This window comes from Pantoea sp. ICBG 985, from assembly GCF_002928365.1.
In the GTDB taxonomy this organism is placed as follows: Bacteria; Pseudomonadota; Gammaproteobacteria; order Enterobacterales; family Enterobacteriaceae; genus Pantoea; species Pantoea dispersa.
Genome location: NZ_POWM01000008.1, coordinates 205,128 through 226,231, shown reverse-complemented (window position 1 = coordinate 226,231; position 21,104 = coordinate 205,128). Strand labels below are relative to the sequence as shown.

Below are 21,104 nucleotides of genomic sequence, written 5' to 3'. Positions count from 1 at the left end.
GCGGGTAACGTCATAAGAAAAAAGTTTACTTAATCGGTTCAGCCGGTCATCAAAACTGCCGGTAAAATACAGGTTAAGTAACTGCTTATCGGCTAAGCATTTTTTTGGTAATTAAACTACATGCCCTGCGCGAAAATGTGACGAAGCTGGTAAAAAAGATGTCGAATTCTGAAACTTAACAACAAAAAAGCCTTTGTTGGTCAGAAAAAATCGGGTAAAGTTCATCGCGTAGGGTACAGAGGTAAGATGTTCTATCTTTCAGACCTTTTACTTCACGTAATCGGATTTGGCTGAATATTAGCCGCCCCAGTCATTTATGACTGGGGCGTTTTTTATTGGGCTTTTTCTGAAAAAAAGCGGACGCTAAGGTCCGCTCAGGCGCTACTCTGACAGCGCTTCACCGTCGCCTTCCTGCGCCGGGGTCAGCTCGCTAAACCAGGTATCGAGTTTCTGACGCAGCTTATCGACGCCCAGTTTTTTCAGCGATGAGAACATCTCGACCTGGACATCGCCCATAAATGCCAGCGATGCTTCACGCACCATGTTCAGCTGCGCTTTACGGGCACCGGAAGCCAGCTTGTCGGCTTTAGTCAGCAAAATCATAACCGGAATACCGCTCTGCACCGCCCATTCAACCATTTGCTGATCGAGATCTTTAAGCGGATGGCGGATATCCATCAGCACCACCAGTCCTTTCAGGGCCTGACGTTTCTGCAAATATTCACCCAGCGCGCGCTGCCATTTACGCTTCATCTCTTCCGGGACTTCCGCATAACCGTAACCCGGTAAATCCACCAGGCGTTTGCCTTCCACCACTTCAAACAGATTAATCAGCTGCGTGCGGCCTGGCGTTTTACTGGTACGCGCCAGGCTTTTCTGGTTGGTCAGGGTATTCAGCGCGCTGGATTTGCCTGCATTTGAGCGCCCGGCAAAGGCAACTTCAATGCCCGTATCCGCCGGTAGATGACGAATATCCGGCGCGCTGAGCATGAAATGGGTGACGTGATAGTTCAAAGCAGACAATGTAAAACTCCAGCAGAATGATCGGGCAATGGCGCTGATTATACCTGTTATGGCGCAAAAGTGCCCGACAGGCGTCTTAACGCGCCATTTTGTAAGAGATCGCCGCTAACTGCTACCAGTGATGACGGATTCATGCAACATTCATTCGTTATATTACTGTTTATTTTCAATAACTTACGTTAAACATGAAAAAGGCCGCTCTAAATTAGAGACAAGTCTCACTTGTTCAATTTACTGTTTGGTCTACATTTGTTGTCAGTGCACGGCAGCACCCATCAGGATGATGAGCTCAGGAGCGTCGGGGATGACCGCGAGCATGGCAGGAGAGCGATTCAGGCAGGAATCGGACAGGGACAGGGATTACTCGCAGGAGCGATGTGGCGATGGAGCAACCGGGACGTTGTGAGCCGTAAAGGATTTGACGCGTGTTTCCTTCGTATGAAGGTGCGAAATAAGGCGATAGCACAGGCTATCGCCTTTTTTCTTTGTCATCTTTCTGCTAGATTTCGCCGCAATTCTATACTGAACTCACCAGGCATCGCCGAGACCGAACACATGAAGCAACCTGCACCAGCCCAGCGTGGCAAACCTGCTGCTAAAGCGAAACGCAAATCGCGTGAAGAACTGAACCAGGAAGCCCGCGATCGCAAGCGCGATAAAAAGCACAGCGGCCACAAATCCGGCAGCCGCGCCAACCCGGAAACGCAGAGCGCCGGTAAAGGGCACAGCCAAAAGAGCGCCGATCCGCGCGTGGGCAGCAAAAAGCCAGTCGCGCTGGTGGCGGACGGCAAAACTCTGCCCGAAAAGAAAGTGGCGAAGCCAAAGCCCAAAGCCGAAAAAGTGCGTCTGACGCCGCAGGAAGAGCTGGCGAAGCTGGAGAACGATGAGCGTCTCGACACGCTGCTCGATCGCCTTGAGAGCGGCGAAACCCTGAGCGCAGAAGATCAGGCGTGGCTGGATGAGACGCTGGATCGCATTGACGAGCTGATGGAAACGCTGGGCATTGCGCTGGACGACGACGCCGAAGACGAGCAGGCAGAAGAGGATATGATGCGCCTGCTTAAGGGCCACTAACCGCCATTTTTGATCGGCATGCGGCTTTGCGCATGCCGCGCTAAACAGGTATTCACCTATGTTTTGGCCTGGATCAATTTTAGCGCTGCTGCTGACATGTTATCTGCTGTGGTTATTGTTTAAACTACGCCGCCTGTCGCGGCTGAAATCGCGCTTACGGCGGCGTTCCGCCCAGCGCTTCTTCTCCTCCTCTGCCACGCGACCCGCCCTCAGACGACGTCACCGTAAGGAGTGAGCATGTCATCGCAGCAGATTGAGTGGGATCAGCGGCTCATCGAAAAATACAATTACGCCGGCCCGCGTTACACCTCTTATCCCACCGCACTGGAGTTTAGCGAAAGCTTTGGTGCGAGCGATTTCCAGCACGCGGTTGAGCGCTATCCCGAGCGCGCGCTGTCGCTGTACGTGCACATCCCGTTCTGCCATCGTCTCTGCTACTTCTGCGGCTGCAATAAAATCGTGACGCGCCAGCTGCACAAGGCCGATCGCTATCTTGACGTGCTGGCGCAGGAGATTCGTCAGCGCGCGCCGCTGTTTGCTGGCCGTCGCGTTACGCAGCTGCACTGGGGCGGCGGCACGCCAACCTTCCTCAATCAACAGCAGGTCAGCCGGCTGGTGGCGCTGCTGCGCAGCCATTTTGATATTACCGACGATGTGGAGATGTCGATCGAGGTCGATCCGCGTGAAATTGAGCTGGAGATGATCGATCACCTGCGTGCGGAGGGCTTTAATCGCCTGAGCATGGGCGTGCAGGATTTCAACAAGGCGGTGCAGGAGCGGGTCAACCGCGTTCAGGATGAAGAGACCATTTTCGCCCTGGTGCAGCGTGCCCGCGCGCAGGGATTCCGCTCAGTCAGTCTGGATTTAATCTACGGCCTGCCGCTGCAGACGCCAGAGAGCTTTGCCTTTACGCTGCAGCGGGTGATTGCGCTCAATCCGGATCGCCTCAGCGTCTTCAACTATGCGCACATGCCTGCGCTGTTTGCCGCTCAGCGCAAAATCAAAGATGAGGAGCTGCCGACGGCGGCGCAGAAGCTGCAAATCCTGCAGCAAACCATTGCGACGCTGACCGGTGCGGGTTACCAGTTTATTGGCATGGACCACTTTGCCAAACCGGATGATGAACTGGCGGTGGCACAGCGCGCCGGCGTACTGCATCGCAATTTCCAGGGTTACACCACGCAGGGCGAAACCGAACTGCTCGGACTGGGCGTTTCGGCCATCAGCATGCTGGGCGACAGCTATGCGCAGAATCAGAAAGAGTTAAAAGCCTGGTATGCCAGCGTTGAGCAGCAGGGCCATGCGCTGTGGCGCGGTTTAACCCTGAGCGAGGATGATTGTCTGCGGCGGGATGTAATTAAAGCGCTGATCTGTAACTTTGCGCTGGATTTTGCCGACATCGAAGCCCGGTGGCCAGTGGTGTTTGAACGCTATTTTGCTGAGGATTTAGCGCTGCTGGCGCCGCTGGTGGCGGACGGCTTGCTAGAGATCGGTGAGCGCCGGCTGCAGGTCACCGGCATTGGCCGTCTGCTGATTCGCAACATCTGCATGTGCTTTGACCGCTATCTGCGGCAGAAAGCACGGATGCAGCAATTTTCGCGGGTAATTTAAGCATAAAGGGAGCCAGCGCTCCCTTTATGTTAACTGAACAGACTGACGCTGAGGGCGCAGACCACGGCGGCCAGCGCGGTTTGCGGTGAGTGAGTCACAGCATTACCGATTGCCGCCACGTTATGCGCGATCAGCTGGATGACAGATTGCAACATGTTAGCCTCTCCCGATTGCCGCCCGTATGATACTGAACGGCACCGGTCTGTACAGATGTTACGCGCAGAAAATGTGCAATAAATAACCCTTTTACACTTTTCCGCGTTATTCCATGCCCAGTTCTTTCAGTTTACGCGTGAGCGTATTGCGGCCCCAGCCCAGTAAACGTGCCGCTTCCTGCTTGTGGCCCTGCGTATGACGCAGCGCAGTGGTCAGCAGCGTACGCTCCATCTCCGGCTGTGCTTCTGACAGCAGGTTCTGATGACCGGAACGCAGCGCGCGGTCTGCCCACTGCGCCAGCAGCGTTGCCCAGCTGTCCGGCAGCGACTGCACCGGATTTTCCGGCGTACTCGACTCAAACAGCTCCGGCGGCAGATCCTGAATCAGCACTTCCTGGCCCGCGGCCATCACCGTCAGCCAGCGGCAGGTGTTCTCCAGCTGGCGCACGTTACCCGACCAGTGCAGTCGCGTCAGCGCGGCTTCAGTCTCCGGATGCAGAATTTTCGCTTCTACGCCCAGCTCACGCGCTGCGACCTGCAGGAAGTAGCGCGCCAGACGCGGGATATCCTCACGACGTTCACGCAGCGGCGGCAGATGCACGCGAATCACGTTGAGGCGATGGAACAGGTCCTCACGGAACTTGCCCTCCTGCACGCGCAGCTCCAGATTCTGGTGGGTAGCGGCGATGATGCGCACATCCACTTTGACCGGCGCATAGCCACCAACACGATAGAACTGGCCATCGGCCAGCACGCGCAGCAGGCGCGTCTGTACATCAAGCGGCATATCGCCGATTTCGTCGAGAAACAGCGTGCCGCCATCGGCCTGCTCAAAGCGGCCCTGACGAATCTGGTTCGCGCCGGTAAACGCGCCTTTCTCGTGGCCAAACAGCTCCGATTCGATCAAATCCTTCGGGATCGCCGCCATATTCAGCGCGATAAACGGGGATTTGGCGCGCGGGCTGTGGCGATGCAGCGCATGCGCGACCAGCTCTTTACCGGTACCGGACTCGCCGTTGATCAGCACGCTGATCGACGAACGCGACAGACGGCCGATGATGCGGAAGACATCCTGCATCGCCGGCGCTTCGCCGATGATATCGGTGGTCGGGCCGCTTACCGGCTGATTGCGCGGCTGCTGCTGCTCCTGATAGTGACTGATGGCACGCTCTACCAGCGCGACCGCTTCATCAATATCAAACGGCTTAGGCAGGTAATCAAACGCGCCCTGCTGATAAGCGCTGACCGCCGCGTCGAGGTCCGAATGCGCGGTCATAATGATGACCGGCAGCATCGGATGACGCTGTTTGATCTGCTTCAGCAGCGCCAGACCATCCATGCCTGGCATACGAATATCCGACAATAATACGTCCGGGGTTTTGGTCGAGAGCGCATCCAGCACCTCGTTGCCGCTGTCAAAGGTGGCGCAGCTTAAACCGGCTCCAGTGAGCGCACGTTCAAGCACCCAGCGGATGGAGCTATCGTCATCGACGATCCAGACTATCCCTCGTTGCATAGAAACCTCACTGGCGAATAGGCAGGTAAACCGAGAATTCGGTGTGGCCTGGCCAACTGTTAAATTCAATTTTTCCCGAATGCTGATCGATCAGGCTGCGGGCGATTGAGAGACCTAAACCGGTGCCGCCTTCGCGTCCGCTGACCATCGGATAGAACAGCGTATCCTGCAGCTGCGCCGGAATGCCCGGGCCATCATCTTCAATGTCGATACGCGCCACTAGCCGGTAACGCGTGCCGTGTAACGTCAGCTGAAACGCGGTACGGGTACGGATGACAATGGTGCCGCCCGCTTCGCCCAGCGCCTGCAGCGCGTTACGCACCACGTTGAGCAGCACCTGCTCAATCTGGTCCGGGTCGTGCGGCAGCTCCGGCAGGCTGGGGTCATAATCACGCACCAGCGAGACGTTTTCCGGCAGCTCCATCGACACCAGGTTAACCACACGTTCAGCTACCTGATGGATGCTCTGGGTCACGTGCAGTCCGGGCTGCTGCGGACCCAGCAGGCGGTCGACCAGGTTACGCAGCCGGTCGGCCTGCTCAATAATCACTTTGGTATATTCATTCAGCGCCGGATCGGGCAGGGCGCGCGATAACAGCTGTGCCGCGCCGCGCAATCCGCCGAGCGGGTTTTTAATTTCGTGTGCCAGGCCGCGTACCAGATCGCGCGCGGCAACCTGCTGGGCGTGCTGAATCTGCTCCTGGCTGAGACGGCGCTGATTATCCATCGGCGCCATTTCCAGCAGAATAAATCCGTCGGGTAGACGCTGTGCCGTGAGCGACATAATGTGTGCGCGGCCATCCACCACTAACGTGACTTCGCTATCGGTAAAGCCCTGGCCTGCCCCTAAACTCTCGCTCATTACCTCAATGTTCAGCGAAAAATAGCCGGTAAGTTCCGGTAAGGGCGTGCCGAACAATTTTCGTGAGCTTTGCGCCAGTAATTGCTGGGCCGCCGGGTTGGCGTAGTGGATAACCAGATCGTTATCGACCAGCAAAATACTGTTGATCAGGGAGTTGAGAATCTGCCCCGCGTCGGGCAGCGTGCCAGTTGCCATACAGCGTTCCTCTGCACTAAATTAGTGCATTATAGCCTTTGGGGACGCAAATCTATCCGTCGAACGATGAATTCGCGGTGAAAAAAGCCCATCCGGAGATGGGCTAAAGTTTCCACGGCAACAAAAAATCTTCAGCGCCAGGATTAGCACCGTCGCGGCGTTGGCGGCTACGGTGCATCTGCGCGAATCTTTTAAGGATTAAACGCTGTAGTACAGTTCGAACTCAACCGGGTGCGGCGTCATGCGTACGCGGTCGTTGTCAGCTTTACGCAGTTCGATGTAAGCATCGATAGCGTCGTCGGTGAACACGCCGCCACGGGTCAGGAACTCGCGGTCTTCGTTCAGTGCATTCAGCGCTTCTTCCAGTGAACCGGCCACTTTTGGAATCTCAGCTTCTTCTTCCGGCGGCAGGTCGTACAGGTTTTTGTCCATCGCATCGCCAGGGTGGATCTTGTTGATCACGCCGTCGAGGCCGGCCATCAGCAGTGCGGTGAACGCCAGGTATGGGTTAGCCGCTGGATCCGGGAAGCGCGCTTCGATACGGCGTGCTTTCGGGCTGGCCACCACCGGGATACGGATAGAGGCAGAACGGTTACGCGCTGAGTAAGCCAGCATTACCGGTGCTTCGTAGCCTGGGACCAGACGCTTGTATGAGTTGGTGGTCGGGTTTGCCAGGGCGTTGATGGCTTTAGCGTGCTTGATGATACCGCCGATGTAGAACAGGGCAGTTTCAGACAGGCCGCCGTATTTGTCGCCAGAGAACAGGTTTACGCCGCCTTTAGACAGTGACATGTGGCAGTGCATACCGGAACCGTTGTCGCCAAACATCGGCTTCGGCATAAAGGTAGCCGTTTTGCCGTAGGCGTGCGCGACGTTGTGCACGACATATTTGTAGATCTGAATTTCGTCAGCTTTCTTGGTCATGGTGTTGAAGCGGGTAGCCACTTCGTTCTGACCAGCAGTAGCCACTTCGTGGTGATGCGCTTCTACCACCAGACCCATCTGCTCCATGGTCAGACACATGGCAGAACGGATGTCCTGTGATGAGTCAACCGGTGGCACCGGGAAGTAGCCGCCTTTCAGACCTGGACGGTGACCTTTGTTACCGCCTTCGTACTCTTTACCGGTGTTCCAGGCTGCTTCGATGTCGTCGATAGCCACGTGTGAGCCGGAAGTTGAAGAGCCGAAACGGATGTCGTCAAACAGGAAGAACTCTGGCTCAGGTCCGAACAGTACGGTGTCGGCGATGCCGGAAGAACGCAGGAACTCTTCTGCGCGCTTGGCAATGGAGCGCGGGTCGCGATCGTAGCCCTGCAGCGTGCCTGGCTCGAGAATGTCACAGCGGATGATGAGCGTCGGATCTTCGAAGAACGGATCCATTACGGCAGTTGTTGCATCCGGCATCAGCACCATGTCTGATTCGTTAATGCCTTTCCAGCCGCCGATGGAAGAGCCATCGAACATTTTGCCTTCTTCGAAGAAGTCAGCGTTAACCTGGTGAGCAGGGATAGTAACGTGCTGTTCTTTACCTTTGGTATCGGTAAAACGCAGGTCAACAAACTTAACTTCGTGCTCGTTCATCATCGAGAGAACGTGTTCAGCGGACATACTCAACTCTCCTGGAAATGGTCATTTTGTCGTCGTGGTGAGAGAACTTCTGTTGCCGGGAATGTGTCACGACTACTGACCACCCCTGACCAAGATCTCGGCAAGCTCTTCAACCGTTGTGCAACTGTCGTTTTCGCTTAAAAGATATAAAGCGAATTCTGTGCCAACTTTATTACAATGGTAAAAATGGCGCTGTGATGCGCCCTGCGGTGAGACGACGGCTGCACCAGCGTGGATGGAATGCACCAAAACAGTGCCGTCAGTTTAGGGGTAAGCACTTAAATGGTGCAAAGCGCCATCAAAGTGCAGCTTAATGCACCGTTATTGGTGCTAAAAACGCGCACTGCGAGAATCTTTCGGCGAAAACTGTGATCATGTTCAGTCTTTCGCTTAATCCGTGTACAATACCGCGTTATTTCTATAATGCCTGAGGCAAAGCTGTGATCGAAAATTTGCGTAACATCGCCATCATCGCGCACGTTGACCATGGTAAGACCACCCTGGTTGACAAACTGCTGCAACAGTCCGGTACTTTTGATGCCCGTACCGAAGCGACTGAGCGCGTGATGGACTCCAACGATTTGGAGAAAGAGCGTGGGATTACCATCCTCGCGAAAAACACCGCCATCAAATGGAACGACTACCGTATCAACATCGTTGATACCCCGGGACACGCCGACTTCGGTGGTGAAGTTGAGCGCGTCATGTCCATGGTGGATTCGGTGCTGCTGGTTGTAGACGCGATGGATGGCCCTATGCCGCAAACCCGCTTCGTAACCAAGAAAGCCTTTGCCCACGGTTTGAAGCCGATTGTAGTCATCAACAAAGTTGACCGTCCTGGCGCGCGTCCGGACTGGGTTGTTGACCAGGTATTTGACCTGTTCGTCAACCTCGATGCGACCGACGAGCAGCTCGATTTCCCGATCATTTATGCGTCTGCGCTGAATGGTATCGCCGGTCTGGATCACACCGACATGGCTGACGACATGACCCCGCTGTATCAGGCCATCGTCGACCACGTTTCTCCACCGCAGGTTGAAATTGAAGCCCCACTGCAGATGCAGATCTCGCAGCTGGACTACAACAACTACCTCGGCGTAATCGGTATCGGCCGCATCAAGCGCGGTAAAGTGAAGCCAAACCAGCAGGTTACTGTGATCGACAGCGAAGGGAAAACCCGTAACGCGAAAGTCGGTAAAGTGCTGGGCCATCTGGGTCTGGAGCGTATTGAATCCGACCTGGCTGAAGCGGGCGACATCATCGCTATCACCGGTCTGGGCGAGCTGAACATCTCCGACACCATCTGCGACACGCAGAATGTGGAAGCGCTGCCAGCGCTGAGCGTGGATGAGCCAACCGTAACCATGTTCTTCAACGTCAACACTTCACCGTTCTGTGGTAAAGAAGGTAAGTTTGTGACGTCGCGTCAGATCCTTGAGCGTCTGAACAAAGAGCTGGTGCACAACGTAGCGCTGCGCGTAGAAGAAACTGAAGATGCTGATGCATTCCGCGTATCCGGTCGTGGTGAGCTGCACCTGTCAGTTCTGATCGAGAATATGCGTCGTGAAGGCTACGAGCTGGCGGTATCCCGTCCGAAAGTTATCTTCCGTGAATTCGAAGGCCGCAAGCAGGAGCCATTCGAAAACGTTACCCTCGACATCGAAGAAACCCACCAGGGTTCAGTGATGCAGGCGATGGGTGAGCGTAAAGGCGACCTGAAAAACATGGATCCGGATGGTAAAGGCCGCGTACGTCTCGACTACGTGATCCCAAGCCGTGGTCTGATCGGCTTCCGTAACGAATTCATGACCATGACTTCCGGTACCGGTCTGCTGTACTCCACCTTCAGCCACTACGACGACGTGCGTCCGGGCGAAGTGGGCCAGCGTCAGAACGGCGTGCTGATCTCCAACGGTCAGGGTAAAGCGGTTGCCTTCGCCCTGTTCGGCCTGCAGGATCGCGGTAAGCTGTTCCTCGGTCACGGTGCGGAAGTGTATGAAGGCCAGATCATCGGTATTCACAGCCGTTCTAACGACCTGACTGTAAACTGCCTGACCGGTAAGAAACTGACCAACATGCGTGCGTCAGGTACTGACGAAGCTACCACCCTGGTACCACCGCAGAAAATGACGCTGGAGCAGGCTATCGAGTTCATCGATGACGACGAACTGGTAGAAGTGACGCCGCAGTCAGTACGTATTCGTAAACGCCACCTGACCGAGAACGATCGCAAACGCGCGTCTCGCGGCAGCAAAGAGTAAGCGAAATCGTCTGATAATGAGCCCCGCACCCGCGGGGCTTTTTTTTTGCCTGCCGTCTGAGGCAGCGTGACCCGCACGAAATCAGACCCCGCTTGCGGAATGCGGATTTCCCCTAAGCGTACCTGTTCAGGCTTGCCTTTTACCGCTAGAGTGAATGATCCAGGGAACGTAGAGGAGAGGTGTCATGCTGTACATCTTTGATTTAGGCAATGTGATTGTTGATATCGATTTCAACCGGGTACTCGGCGTCTGGAGCGATCTGGGACGCGTGCCGCTTGCCACGCTGCAGAGCCGTTTTCGCATGGACGAGACCTTCGAGCAGCACGAGCGGGGCGAAATCAGCGACCCGGAGTTTGCTGCCCGGCTGTGTGACCAGCTCGATATTGCCCTGAGCTATCCGCAGTTCACCGCTGGCTGGCAGGCGGTGTTTGTCGGCGTGCGTCCGGAAACGCTGGCGATCATGAACCAGCTGCGCGCCAGCGGCGAGCGCGTGGTGATTCTGTCTAACACCAACCAGCTGCATTTCGAGTTCTGGCCAACGCAGTATCCGGAAGTGCAGCAGGCTGCCGACCACATCTATATGTCGCAGGATATCGGCATGCGCAAACCGGAAGCGCGCATCTGGCACTACGTACTGGAGCATGAAGGCTTCACCGCCGATCAGGCGGTATTCTTTGATGACAACCAGGCCAATGTTGATGCGGCGCGCGCGCTGGGCATTGAGAGCGTGCTGGTCGAAGATGCGAAAACCGTGCCTGACTGGTTTGCGAGCCGTCGCTGAGTGACCATGCGAACTCATCTGCGCCACTCGGCGCATGCGTTTTTCCTGTGGATCAAACTGCTGTGGCGCCGCATTGATGAAGACAACATGACCACGCAGGCCGGTAATCTGGCCTACGTGTCACTGCTGGCGCTGGTGCCGCTGATTGCCGTGGTCTTCGCGCTGTTTGCCGCCTTCCCGGTGTTCTCCGACATCAGCGTGCAGCTGAAGAACTTCATCTTCACTAACTTCATGCCGGCCGCCGGGGATGTGATTCAGCGCTATCTCGATCAGTTTGTCGCCAACGTCAATAAAATGACGGCAGTGGGGGCGGTCGGGCTGATTGTCACTGCGCTGCTGCTGATGCACTCGGTCGACAGCGCACTCAACGCCATCTGGCGCAGCGACAAGCCGCGCCCGATGGTTTACTCCTTTGCGGTCTACTGGATGATCCTGACGCTGGGACCGCTGCTGGCCGGTGCCAGTCTGGCCATCAGCTCCTATCTGCTGTCGCTGCGCTGGGTGAACGTGACCGGCGTCACCAGCCTGATCGATCAGGCGCTGCGCATCTTCCCGCTGGTTTTGTCGATTCTCGCCTTCTGGCTGCTGTACAGCATTGTGCCGACGCGGCGCGTGCCGGGACGCGATGCGTTGATAGGTGCGGTGGTCGCGGGTCTGCTGTTCGAGCTGGGCAAAAAAGGCTTTGCGCTCTATGTTACGATGTTTCCTTCGTATCAGTTAATTTACGGCGTGCTGGCGGTGATCCCCATCCTGTTTCTGTGGGTTTACTGGACCTGGTGTATTGTGTTGTTAGGCGCGGAAGTGACCGTCACGCTGGATGACTATCGCCAGTTAAAACAGCAGGAACGCGATAAAGAACGAGAGGAAACATGATTGCTTTGATTCAGCGTGTGACGCGCGCCAGCGTCAGCGTGGATAACGCCACGGTGGGTGAAATTGGCGCCGGTCTGCTGGTGCTGCTGGGGGTGGAAAAGGGCGATGATGAGCAGAAATCACAGCGCCTGGCGGAGAAAGTGCTGGGCTACCGCATCTTTGGCGATGAGAACGACAAAATGAATCTCAGCGTACAGCAGACAGGCGGTAGCGTGCTGGTGGTTTCGCAATTCACCCTGGCGGCCGACACGCAAAAAGGCATGCGTCCTTCCTTCTCTGGCGGCGCGCATCCGGCGGAAGCCGAGCGCCTCTATCACGACTTCAGCGATCGCTGCCGGGCGCTGGGCGTCACCACCGCCAACGGGCGCTTCGCCGCCAATATGCAGGTTTCGCTGATTAACGATGGTCCGGTGACCTTCTGGTTACAGGTGTGAGATTTTTAGCCGAGCGGCAAGGGATCAGCCACGCAAGCTCCGAACGAGAGAATCACTTTATGTATCATCTTCGCGTACCGCAAACGGCGGAAGAGCTGGATATGTATTACCAGTTCCGCTGGGAAATGTTACGGAAGCCGCTGCGCCAGCCGCAGGGCTCAGAACGTGATGCCTGGGATGCGCTGGCGCATCACCAGATGGTGGTGGATGAGCACGGCAAACCGGTAGCGGTAGGCCGGCTGTATATCAATGCGGAAAATGAAGCGGCGATCCGCTTTCTGGCGGTGCATCCGTCGGTGCAGGGCAAAGGGCTGGGCACGCTGGTGGCGATGACGCTGGAGTCGGTGGCGCGCCAGGAAGGGGCCAAACGCGTCACCTGTAGCGCGCGCGAGGATGCGGTGGAGTTCTTTGCCAAGCTCGGCTTTGTTAATCAGGGCGAAATTACCGCACCGCAAACCACGCCGGTGCGCCACTTCCTGATGATTAAACCGGTGGTGACGCTGGATGATATTCTGCATCGCGCCGACTGGTGCGGACAGCTGCAGCAGGCGTGGTACGAACACATCCCGCTAAGCGAAAAGATGGGCGTGCGCATTCTGCAGTATACCGGGCAGAAGTTTGTCACCACCATGCCGGAAGCCGGCAACCAGAACCCGCACCACACGCTGTTTGCCGGCAGCCTGTTTTCACTCGCCACGCTTACCGGCTGGGGATTGATCTGGCTGCTGCTGCGCGAACGCCATCTCGGCGGCACCATCATTCTGGCCGATGCACATATTCGCTATAGCAAACCCATCAGCGGACGGCCCGGCGCCATCGCCGATCTCGGCTCGCTGAGCGGCGATCTCGACCGGCTGGCGCGCGGACGAAAAGCTCGCGTACAGATGGAGGTGGAGCTGTTTGGGGATGATGAGCTGGGCGCGGTGTTTGAAGGTGTCTACATCGTGTTACCCGCCGATCCCGACGGACCGCTGGAAGAGGGCGGTTCAGGCGCGCGTATTAATTAACCACGCAGCGCGCAGCCACAAAATTAATCCGATCACCCCGGTGCGCATGAATGCGCACCCTGGAAAAACGGTGCATTGATTTTGTAGGGTTGCCATTAATGGCGACCAAAAAAGCGTGACTGACCCGCATCGCGCTTTTCAGCGCGATCGGTCATGCAATCATCACTGCACCTGCCCGCCACGCATCGTCTGCTGCAGCGACTGCGTATCCGTCGTCACCGACAAACTACCTTCTGCGCTGGCACGCAGCGGGGCGCCCGCGCTAAGCGAGCCCTTCAGCTGCAGCTGCAAATTACTGCTGCCGCTCAGCGGCAGTGCAGGCCAGCCCCAGTTTTGCAGCACGTTTGCCGGCACCGCCTGGCCTTTCAGGTTTAGCGTAAACGGACGCTGTGCTTCCTGTCCTGCGGTTGCCGTGCCTTCCAGTAATCCGCTGCCGTTAAAAGCGCTCATCTCGCTGACCTCAATCTGCCGATCGCTGGCGTTCAGGCTAATCGACGGATGGCGCAAATCGGTGCGGTTAAAAGTGGCTTCCGCCGCGTTAAAGCTGGCTTTGCCCGCCCAGATGCCCCATTGATGCTGGCGCGCCAGCAGCAGATTCTCTGCATTACCATCAAGCGCGGTCATCTGGAACGGGAAGGCCGGATTGATATCAATCACCAGGTTACGGTTAGCGGTCGCACGCTTCACCAGCACGCTATCCAGCCAGCCCGGCAGCGTCTGCTGCCAGCGATCGCGCCAGTTTTGCGGCAGCGTGTATTCCAGGCCAGCAATGGCTAAATCGTCAAGCGTCAGGCGCTTATCGCTGCGCGTCCAGCTGCCGCTGGCGCGAATCACGCCGTTGACCCAGCGGGAGCTGAACTGCGTCAGTTGAATGCCCTGCGGTGAGAATTCGGCGTTGACGATCGGATCGTTGAGTTCAAAGCTGCCGTTAATAAAGTTGCCGGCGTTCATGGCCAGCGAACCGTCGTCGCTCTGCCAGTCATCGCCGCGCAGCGTAATGTTCTTCAGGGTCAGATCGAGATCGGTCACCGCCCAGTCCGGGCCCTGCAGGCGCGCATCGGTCATATCCAGCCGGTTAATGCTCACCGAAGGCACGTCACGCAGCGGACTGAGGAACTCGCTCAGGCTCTGCTGGGTTTGCAGGCGAATATCGTTAAGACGCAGCTGGTTGATTTGCCAGTTACCCTGCGCGTCGCGCTCGGCACGTCCGGTCATTGAGCCGCGCGCCAGATCGGCGCCGATATTGCTCAGCACCAGCCGGCGTTTGGCGATATTGCCCTGCAGCAGCACGTTGTTACCGGCGACGCCGTCCAGCGTCATGGCACCTGCGCTCATCTGAAACTGCGCATCGCTGCCCAGCATATCGTCAGGCGTGGGCTTCCACGGCAAAATGCCGCCGTTGACCCGCTGCGCTGCCAGCGGCAGGGCGCTGTGCGGGCTTTCGATCTGTACGTTATTGAGCTGCAACCGGTTGGCCTGAATCGGCAGCGTGGTTTGTGGTGACTGGTTAGCGAGGTTGATGTCGCCGTCGCGCACTTCAATGCTGTCGAAATGCAGCGGATCGCTGAACTGCACCAGTGCCAAACCGAGATCGACGCGCTTCGCCACCAGTACCGCCGGCTGGCCGTCGTGGCCGAAGCTGAAGTCATCCAGGATGATGTGGGAAGGCGAGGAGAAGTTGTGCTCAATCTTACTCAGCGACAGATGCCAGGCGGTTTTATCGCTTACCCAACGGCTAAACCAGCCTGCGCCCCACTGGGTTTGCAGCAGCACATAGAGAACCACCAGCGCCAGCAGAATCAGCAGTAACAAGGTAAGGAAAAACTTGCCTAAAAATTTCATCGCATCCATCCATCCCGATATTTATCCGGTGAGTGGTTGTTATGCCTGAATTACCGTTACAGCTCAACAGCCTGGATGAAAAAGCGGATAAATAACAGGCAGGCCGTAGCCTGCCAGCAGCATTACTTTTCCTGCGGAAAGACGAGGTTGAGCACGATAGCGGTGATGCCACCGGCGGCAATGCCGGATGACAGCAGGGTTTTCAGCCAGTCCGGGGCAAATTGCAGAATCAGCGGCTGTTGCGATACGCCAAGGCCCACCGCCAGCGACAGCGCGATGATCATAATGGCGCGGCGATTGAGCGGTTCGCGCGACACAATGCGCACGCCGGAAGCGGCAATGGTACCAAACATCACGATGGTGGCACCGCCCAGTACCGGTTCCGGAATATGCTGCACAAAGCCGCTCACCGCCGGGAACAGGCCGAGTACGATCAGCATCAGCGCCACCACAAAGCCCACGTAGCGGCTGGCCACGCCGGTCAGCTGAATCACCCCGTTGTTCTGACCAAAGCAGGAGTTAGGGAAGGTGTTGAACAGCGCCGACACAAACGAGTTGAGACCATTGGCCAGCACGCCGCCTTTCAGACGCTTCATATACAGCGGACCGCTGACCGGCTGTTCGGAGACATCGGAGGTGGCGGTAATATCGCCGATGGTTTCCAGCGAGGTCACCATAAACACCAGCATCAGCGGAATCAGCAGATTCCAGTCAAAACCCAGGCCGTAATAGAGCGGCGACGGCACGGCCAGCAGCGCCTGGTTGGTGGGTGCAGAGGTCGCGGGCAACATATCCAGCGCCCAGGCCAGCGCATAACCCACTGCCATGGCGATCACCAGCGACGCGACGCGCAGGTAAGGGTTGCGCTGGCGGTTGAGCAGGATGATGACCAGCAGCACGGCACCGGCCAGCAGCAGATTTTTCGGCGCCCCAAAGCTGTGATCGTTCATGGCGGCGAAGCCACCGCCAATCGAGGTCAGGCCGACCTGAATCAGCGACAGACCGATAATCATCACCACAATGCCGGAAACCAGCGGCGTGATGATGCGCCGTGCGAGGTGCAGCACGCGTGACAGCAACATCTCGGTACAGGAAGCCACCATCAGGGTACCAAACAGCGCTGCCATCATGGTCGGCACATCGGCGCCGCCGTTTTTCAGCGCCATACCGCCCATGATCAGCGGCGTGACAAAGTTAAAGCTGGTGCCCTGAATCGACAGCAGGCCAGAACCCACCGGTCCCCAGGTTTTGATTTGCAGAATGGACGCCACGCCAGAAGCAAACAGCGACATGCTGATGATGTGCTGCGTGTCCTGCGCCGGTAAGCCGAGCGCCTGGCAGATCAGCAGTGCCGGGGTAATCACCGCCACAAACATCGCCAGCAGATGCTGGCAGGCAGCAAACAGCGTTTGCGGCAGCGGCGGACGATCTTCAAGACGGTAAATCAGTTCACTTTTGCTCTCGCCTGGCGCAGTGGCAGGCTGGCGGGATTCAGCAGTATTGACGGACATGGTGGCTTCTCAATAACAACAAAGGGGCGATTTTAAACGGTTGCGTTGTGAAAGCAATCGTTTGCAATGCCCCTTTTAGTTGCGATTGATCTAGAGCGTAAACACCGTGCGGCAGCGGCTGTCATCCTGCTGCCACGCCTGCTCTACCTCACTCAGCGGACGCTGCTGAAAAGCGATGGAGAAGTCACTTTCAGCGGCGGCGTTCAGCATCTCACCAATACAGGCGATAAGTTCGCTGTCAGAGACGCTGCCCAGTCCGCTGCCCATCAGCGTCAGCCCGGATGAGCGCAGCAGTTTACTGTGCAGCGCGATCTCCTGCCCGCTGAGCGAGCCAATCTGCACAAAGCGCACCGTTTTCTCACCGCCGGCCACGGCCGCGTGCATGATGTCGAGCGCACTCTGGCCCCACAGATAATCCAGCACCACATCAATGCCTTGCTGCATCAGCGCTGGCAGCGCGCCGGGTAGCTCATCCAGCGTCAGGATGATATCCGCGCCCTGCGTGCGCAGCTGCTCCAGCACCGCGCGGTTACGGCCGGTGGCGATGATTTTCCCGGCACCGAGGTGACGCGCAATACGCACCGCCAGCCCGCCAGAGGTGCCGGTTGCGCCGTTGATCAGCACGGTTTCACCCGCCTGAAACTGCGCGCGACGCGTCAGTGCGGCCCACGAGGACATGCCGGGATTGGCGATTGCCGCAGCCAGCAGCGGATCAAGCGTCGGCGGCAGCGCAACCACCGCCGCGGCCGGCACCCGGGTCTGCTGCGCCATACTGCCCCACGGCGCGCTAAAGGCGAGAAAATAGACCGGATCACCGTTGCTCAGCGTGCCGGTGCCATCAATACCGGCGATAAACGGATAGTGGCTACCGGCGCTGTAATGGGCGCCGGCAGCTCGCGCTTTCGCCAGCTGGCTGATGGCGGCGGCCTTCACCGTTACCACCACATGCTGTTCATCGGCCTGCGGTGCCGGGAAATCGCCCCATACCGGTTTCTCACCTGCGGCACTGACAATAGCTGCTTTCATGTTTCACCTTCAGTTCATCGGATAATATGTGTAATATGCACACATTAGGCCTGCTCTGGGATGACGTCAATGAAAAGCGTGCAAAATACACATAATAATGCCAGCTTCGATGATTTGCACAACGCGCTGCTGATGATCGTCGGCACCTTTAATCGTCCGCAACGTGATGAATTACTGATAAAAGAGTCCGGTATCCAGCTGGATCGCGCCCTGTTTCCGCTGCTGATCCAGATTGGCCGCTTTGGTCCCCTCGGCGTGGTCGAGCTGGCCGATCGCGCCGGGCGCGATTACACCACCGTCAGCCGTCAGGTGGCGAAGCTGGAAGAGCTGGGGCTGGCGCAGCGGCAGAAAAATGCCAGAGACAAGCGGGTCAATGAGGCGGTGATCACGGCAGCGGGAAAAGCGATGACGGATAAAATCGACGCGGCGCGCACCCAGATCTATCAGCAGCTGTTCGCTGACTGGCCAGCCGAAGAGCGCGCTGAGTTAACGCGCCTGTTACAGCGCTTCGTCGGGGATTTTATGGCGGTGGATCGACAGCCGCAGCTGGATTAAGCGTGGCTGTAGCGCTCGGTTTCCGGCAGCCAGCGCTCGATCAGCGCCTGAGCCTGTTCGGGATAATGCTGGTGGATATGGCGCGCCACGCGCTGAACTTCCGGAATCATGCTTTGATCGCGCAGTAAATCGGCGACTTTAAACTCGGCGTTGCCGGTCTGGCGCGTGCCGAGCAGTTCACCCGGACCGCGAATTTCCAGATCGTGCTGGGCGATGACAAAACCGTCGTTGCTGTCGCGCAGCACCTGCAGGCGTTTCTGCGCGGTTTTACTCAGCGGCGCTTTGTACAGCAGCACGCAGTGTGAGGCGACGGCACCGCGGCCAACGCGTCCGCGCAGCTGATGCAGCTGTGCCAGACCAAGCCGTTCCGGGTTTTCGATGATCATCAGGCTGGCGTTGGGCACATCCACGCCAACCTCAATCACCGTGGTGGCCACCAGCAGCTGGATTTCGTTGGCCTTGAACGCCGCCATCACCGCCTGCTTCTCCGCGGGCTTCATGCGCCCGTGTACCAGACCAACCTGCAGGTCCGGCAGCGCCACTTTCAGCTCCTGCCAGGTGGCTTCCGCCGCCTGCGCTTCCAGCACGTCGGATTCATCGATCAGCGTACACACCCAATAGGCCTGACGGCCCTCATGGCAGGCGCTTTGCACCCGGCTGATGATGTCGCTGCGGCGGGTATCGGGAATTGCCACCGAGGTCACCGGCGTACGGCCCGGCGGCAGTTCGTCAATGGTTGAGGTATCGAGATCGGCGTAGGCCGTCATCGCCAAGGTGCGCGGAATCGGGGTAGCGGTCATGATCAGCTGATGCGGATGGAAACCCTGCTCTTCGCCTTTTTCCCACAGCGCCAGCCGCTGATGCACGCCGAAACGGTGCTGCTCATCAATGATCACCAGCGCCATACCGTTGAATTTCACCTGTTCCTGGAACAGCGCGTGCGTGCCCACCACCATCGCCACCTGACCGCTGGCAATCGCCTCCTGTTGCGCTTCGCGCGCTTTCCCTTTCTGCTTTCCGGCCAGCCAGCCAACTTCCACGCCAAGCGGCGCAAACCACTGGCGGAAATTACTGGCGTGCTGTTCTGCCAGCAGTTCGGTCGGCGCCATCAGCGCTACCTGCTTGCCGTGGGCGATCACATTCAGCGCCGCCAGCGCAGCCACCAGCGTTTTACCGGAGCCGACATCACCCTGTACCAGGCGCATCATCGGGAAGTCATGCGCCAGATCGCGCTCAATCTCTGCGACCACGCGCCGCTGCGCCGCGGTGGGCGAGAATGGCAGCGCGGCCAGCAGTTTATCCACCAGTTGGTGGCGTGCCGGCATGGGCAGGGCGTGATGGCGCTGCGCGCCGGCGCGTACCGCCAGCATGCTGAGATTGTGCGCCAGCAGCTCTTCGAGAATCAGACGCTTCTGCGCCGGATGACGGCCGGTTTCCAGCTCGCTCAGGCGCAGGTCCGGCGGCGGCCGGTGCAGGGTGCGCAGCGCCTCCGGCAGGCTGATCAAACCGCCGCTCAATTCCGGCGGCAGCAGCTCGGCAATCGGGCAGCTCTCCAGCAGCGTCAGTGCCTGATCGGTGAGATTGCGCAGCGTGGCCTGGCGAATACCTTCGGTGGTGGGATAGACCGGCGTCAGGGTTTCCTGCAGCTCAACGCCACCCAACTCGCCCTGGACGCGATACTCCGGATGAATGATTTCAGCGCCGCGCTGGCCGCGTTTGATCTCGCCATAAGCGGTAACGCGACGGCCCGGTGCCAGGCTGTTTTTCATGCCGGCGTTGAAGTTGAAGAAGCGCATCGTCAGCACGCCGCTGCCGTCGGTGATCTGGCATACCAGCATGCGACGGCGGCCAAAGGTGATTTCGCTGTGCAGCACTTCACCTTCCACCGTCGCCCAGATGCCGGGCAGCAGATCGTTAATTTTGTACAGCTGGGTGCGGTCTTCGTAGCGCAGCGGCAGGTGCAGCAGCAGATCCTGAATAGTAAACAGGCCGAGTTTCGCCAGTTTACCCGCCTGGCTGGCGCCGACGCCGGTCAGGGTACTGAGCGGAATGGCATCCAGCAGACGGCCTTTCATTTTTTACCCGTCGCTTGCATGGTGGACCACCAGGCGGCATCGGCTTCGACTTCGCCCTGCGCGTTGATGTGCGGATAGGGCAGGCCTTTCTGCTTCGCTACGCGCGCCAGCACCGGATACCCGCCCTCAAACAGCAGGCGCTGCTGCTCATCCTCGTCCAGCAGGCTGTGCTGGCGGCGATACATGCCGGCGTTTTGCCGCTGGCGCTGGGCTTCATACAGAATCAGCGCGGAGGCCACGGAGACATTCAGCGACTGCACCATACCGACCATCGGAATGATGATATCGCGGTCGGCCAGCGCCAGCGCTTCAGCAGTGATGCCGGTTTTCTCCTGGCCCATCAAAATACAGGTCGGTTTGGTGTAATCGATCTCGCGGAAATCGACCGCTTTGTCAGACAGATGGGTCGCCAGCACCTGCATGCCGCGATCTTTCAGATGGCGCACCGCATCAGCAATGTGGCGATGGGTTTTCACCTTCACCCAACTGTTACTGCCCGCCGACGCGGACACCATGGTGCGCATACGCACGCTGGGCCATACCGCGTGCACTTCGTGGATGCCGACGGCGTCGGCGGTGCGGATCACCGCAGAGACATTGTGCGGCTTATGCACCTGCTCCATGCAGACGGTGAGATCGTGCTGGCGCATGGCCAGCATCTCCTGGATACGAGCAAAACGTTGAGCGTTCATGCA

18 protein-coding genes are annotated in these 21,104 nt (G+C 57.9%); 8 read left to right on the top strand and 10 right to left on the bottom strand.

The window, feature by feature from the left end:
* Positions 1 to 381: 381 nt before the first annotated feature.
* A complete protein-coding gene (gene yihA / locus C1Y42_RS21020) occupies positions 382 to 1,023 on the bottom strand; it encodes a ribosome biogenesis GTP-binding protein YihA/YsxC (protein ID WP_031279643.1) in 642 nt (213 codons plus the stop codon).
* A 555-nt stretch (positions 1,024 to 1,578) separates the two neighbouring features.
* Here yihA and yihI point away from each other — a divergent pair.
* A complete protein-coding gene (gene yihI, locus C1Y42_RS21015) occupies positions 1,579 to 2,097 on the top strand; it encodes a Der GTPase-activating protein YihI (protein ID WP_058775454.1) in 519 nt (172 codons plus the stop codon).
* 237 nt (positions 2,098 to 2,334) lie between these two features.
* Entirely contained in the window at positions 2,335 to 3,708 is a 1,374-nt protein-coding gene (gene hemN / locus C1Y42_RS21010) for an oxygen-independent coproporphyrinogen III oxidase (protein ID WP_104094270.1), read from the top strand.
* A 29-nt stretch (positions 3,709 to 3,737) separates the two neighbouring features.
* Here the strand turns inward: hemN and C1Y42_RS23490 are convergent, their stop codons facing one another.
* The 4 genes from C1Y42_RS23490 to glnA form a co-directional block, all read right to left on the bottom strand.
* Positions 3,738 to 3,863 (bottom strand): YshB family small membrane protein, encoded by a 126-nt coding sequence (locus tag C1Y42_RS23490; protein WP_146068812.1) that lies wholly within the window; start codon positions 3,861 to 3,863, stop codon positions 3,738 to 3,740.
* Between the two features lie 106 nt (positions 3,864 to 3,969).
* Positions 3,970 to 5,379 carry a nitrogen regulation protein NR(I) gene (glnG, locus tag C1Y42_RS21005; RefSeq protein WP_031279642.1) on the bottom strand — a complete coding sequence of 470 codons (1,410 nt, stop codon included), beginning with the start codon at positions 5,377 to 5,379 and terminating at the stop codon, positions 3,970 to 3,972.
* 7 nt (positions 5,380 to 5,386) lie between these two features.
* Entirely contained in the window at positions 5,387 to 6,436 is a 1,050-nt protein-coding gene (glnL, locus tag C1Y42_RS21000; RefSeq protein WP_021507118.1) for a nitrogen regulation protein NR(II), read from the bottom strand.
* A gap of 198 nt (positions 6,437 to 6,634) precedes the next feature.
* Complete coding sequence (gene glnA / locus C1Y42_RS20995; protein ID WP_031279641.1) at positions 6,635 to 8,044, bottom strand: glutamate--ammonia ligase; 1,410 nt, start codon at positions 8,042 to 8,044, stop codon at positions 6,635 to 6,637.
* Between the two features lie 440 nt (positions 8,045 to 8,484).
* On the opposite strand from glnA, the gene typA reads away from it, so the two are divergent.
* From typA to fabY, 5 genes are all read left to right on the top strand, one after another.
* Positions 8,485 to 10,305: a ribosome-dependent GTPase TypA gene (gene typA / locus C1Y42_RS20990; RefSeq protein WP_104094269.1), complete on the top strand. Its 1,821-nt coding sequence runs from the start codon at positions 8,485 to 8,487 to the stop codon at positions 10,303 to 10,305.
* A gap of 184 nt (positions 10,306 to 10,489) precedes the next feature.
* Entirely contained in the window at positions 10,490 to 11,086 is a 597-nt protein-coding gene (gene yihX, locus C1Y42_RS20985; RefSeq protein WP_021507115.1) for a glucose-1-phosphatase, read from the top strand.
* 6 nt (positions 11,087 to 11,092) lie between these two features.
* The gene (locus tag C1Y42_RS20980; RefSeq protein ID WP_021507114.1) at positions 11,093 to 11,959 is read left to right on the top strand and encodes a virulence factor BrkB family protein; all 867 of its coding nucleotides are present in this window, start codon (positions 11,093 to 11,095) and stop codon (positions 11,957 to 11,959) included.
* A complete protein-coding gene (dtd, locus tag C1Y42_RS20975; protein WP_021507113.1) occupies positions 11,956 to 12,393 on the top strand; it encodes a D-aminoacyl-tRNA deacylase in 438 nt (145 codons plus the stop codon). Before C1Y42_RS20980 ends, dtd begins: the two co-directional genes overlap by 4 nt.
* Positions 12,394 to 12,452: 59 nt before the next feature.
* Positions 12,453 to 13,400 carry a fatty acid biosynthesis protein FabY gene (gene fabY / locus C1Y42_RS20970; RefSeq protein ID WP_021507112.1) on the top strand — a complete coding sequence of 316 codons (948 nt, stop codon included), beginning with the start codon at positions 12,453 to 12,455 and terminating at the stop codon, positions 13,398 to 13,400.
* A gap of 162 nt (positions 13,401 to 13,562) precedes the next feature.
* On the opposite strand, the gene C1Y42_RS20965 is transcribed toward fabY, so the two are convergent.
* From C1Y42_RS20965 to C1Y42_RS20955, 3 genes are all read right to left on the bottom strand, one after another.
* On the bottom strand, positions 13,563 to 15,242 hold the full coding sequence (locus tag C1Y42_RS20965; RefSeq protein ID WP_104094276.1) for an AsmA family protein: 1,680 nt from the start codon (positions 15,240 to 15,242) through the stop codon (positions 13,563 to 13,565).
* Positions 15,243 to 15,364: 122 nt separating this feature from the next.
* Positions 15,365 to 16,753 (bottom strand): NCS2 family protein, encoded by a 1,389-nt coding sequence (locus tag C1Y42_RS20960; RefSeq protein ID WP_104094268.1) that lies wholly within the window; start codon positions 16,751 to 16,753, stop codon positions 15,365 to 15,367.
* Positions 16,754 to 16,843: 90 nt separating this feature from the next.
* Positions 16,844 to 17,779 carry a zinc-binding alcohol dehydrogenase family protein gene (locus C1Y42_RS20955; protein WP_088516694.1) on the bottom strand — a complete coding sequence of 312 codons (936 nt, stop codon included), beginning with the start codon at positions 17,777 to 17,779 and terminating at the stop codon, positions 16,844 to 16,846.
* A 69-nt stretch (positions 17,780 to 17,848) separates the two neighbouring features.
* Between C1Y42_RS20955 and C1Y42_RS20950 the strand changes: the two genes are divergently transcribed.
* Positions 17,849 to 18,334 (top strand): MarR family winged helix-turn-helix transcriptional regulator, encoded by a 486-nt coding sequence (locus C1Y42_RS20950; protein ID WP_104094267.1) that lies wholly within the window; start codon positions 17,849 to 17,851, stop codon positions 18,332 to 18,334.
* Here the strand turns inward: C1Y42_RS20950 and recG are convergent.
* Both recG and trmH read right to left on the bottom strand, forming a co-directional pair.
* Complete coding sequence (recG, locus tag C1Y42_RS20945; RefSeq protein WP_104094266.1) at positions 18,331 to 20,409, bottom strand: ATP-dependent DNA helicase RecG; 2,079 nt, start codon at positions 20,407 to 20,409, stop codon at positions 18,331 to 18,333. The two genes, C1Y42_RS20950 and recG, sit on opposite strands and share 4 nt — an antisense overlap.
* Positions 20,406 to 21,101 (bottom strand): tRNA (guanosine(18)-2'-O)-methyltransferase TrmH, encoded by a 696-nt coding sequence (gene trmH / locus C1Y42_RS20940; protein ID WP_031279638.1) that lies wholly within the window; start codon positions 21,099 to 21,101, stop codon positions 20,406 to 20,408. The genes recG and trmH overlap by 4 nt, the downstream gene beginning before the upstream one ends.
* Positions 21,102 to 21,104: the final 3 nt, after the last annotated feature.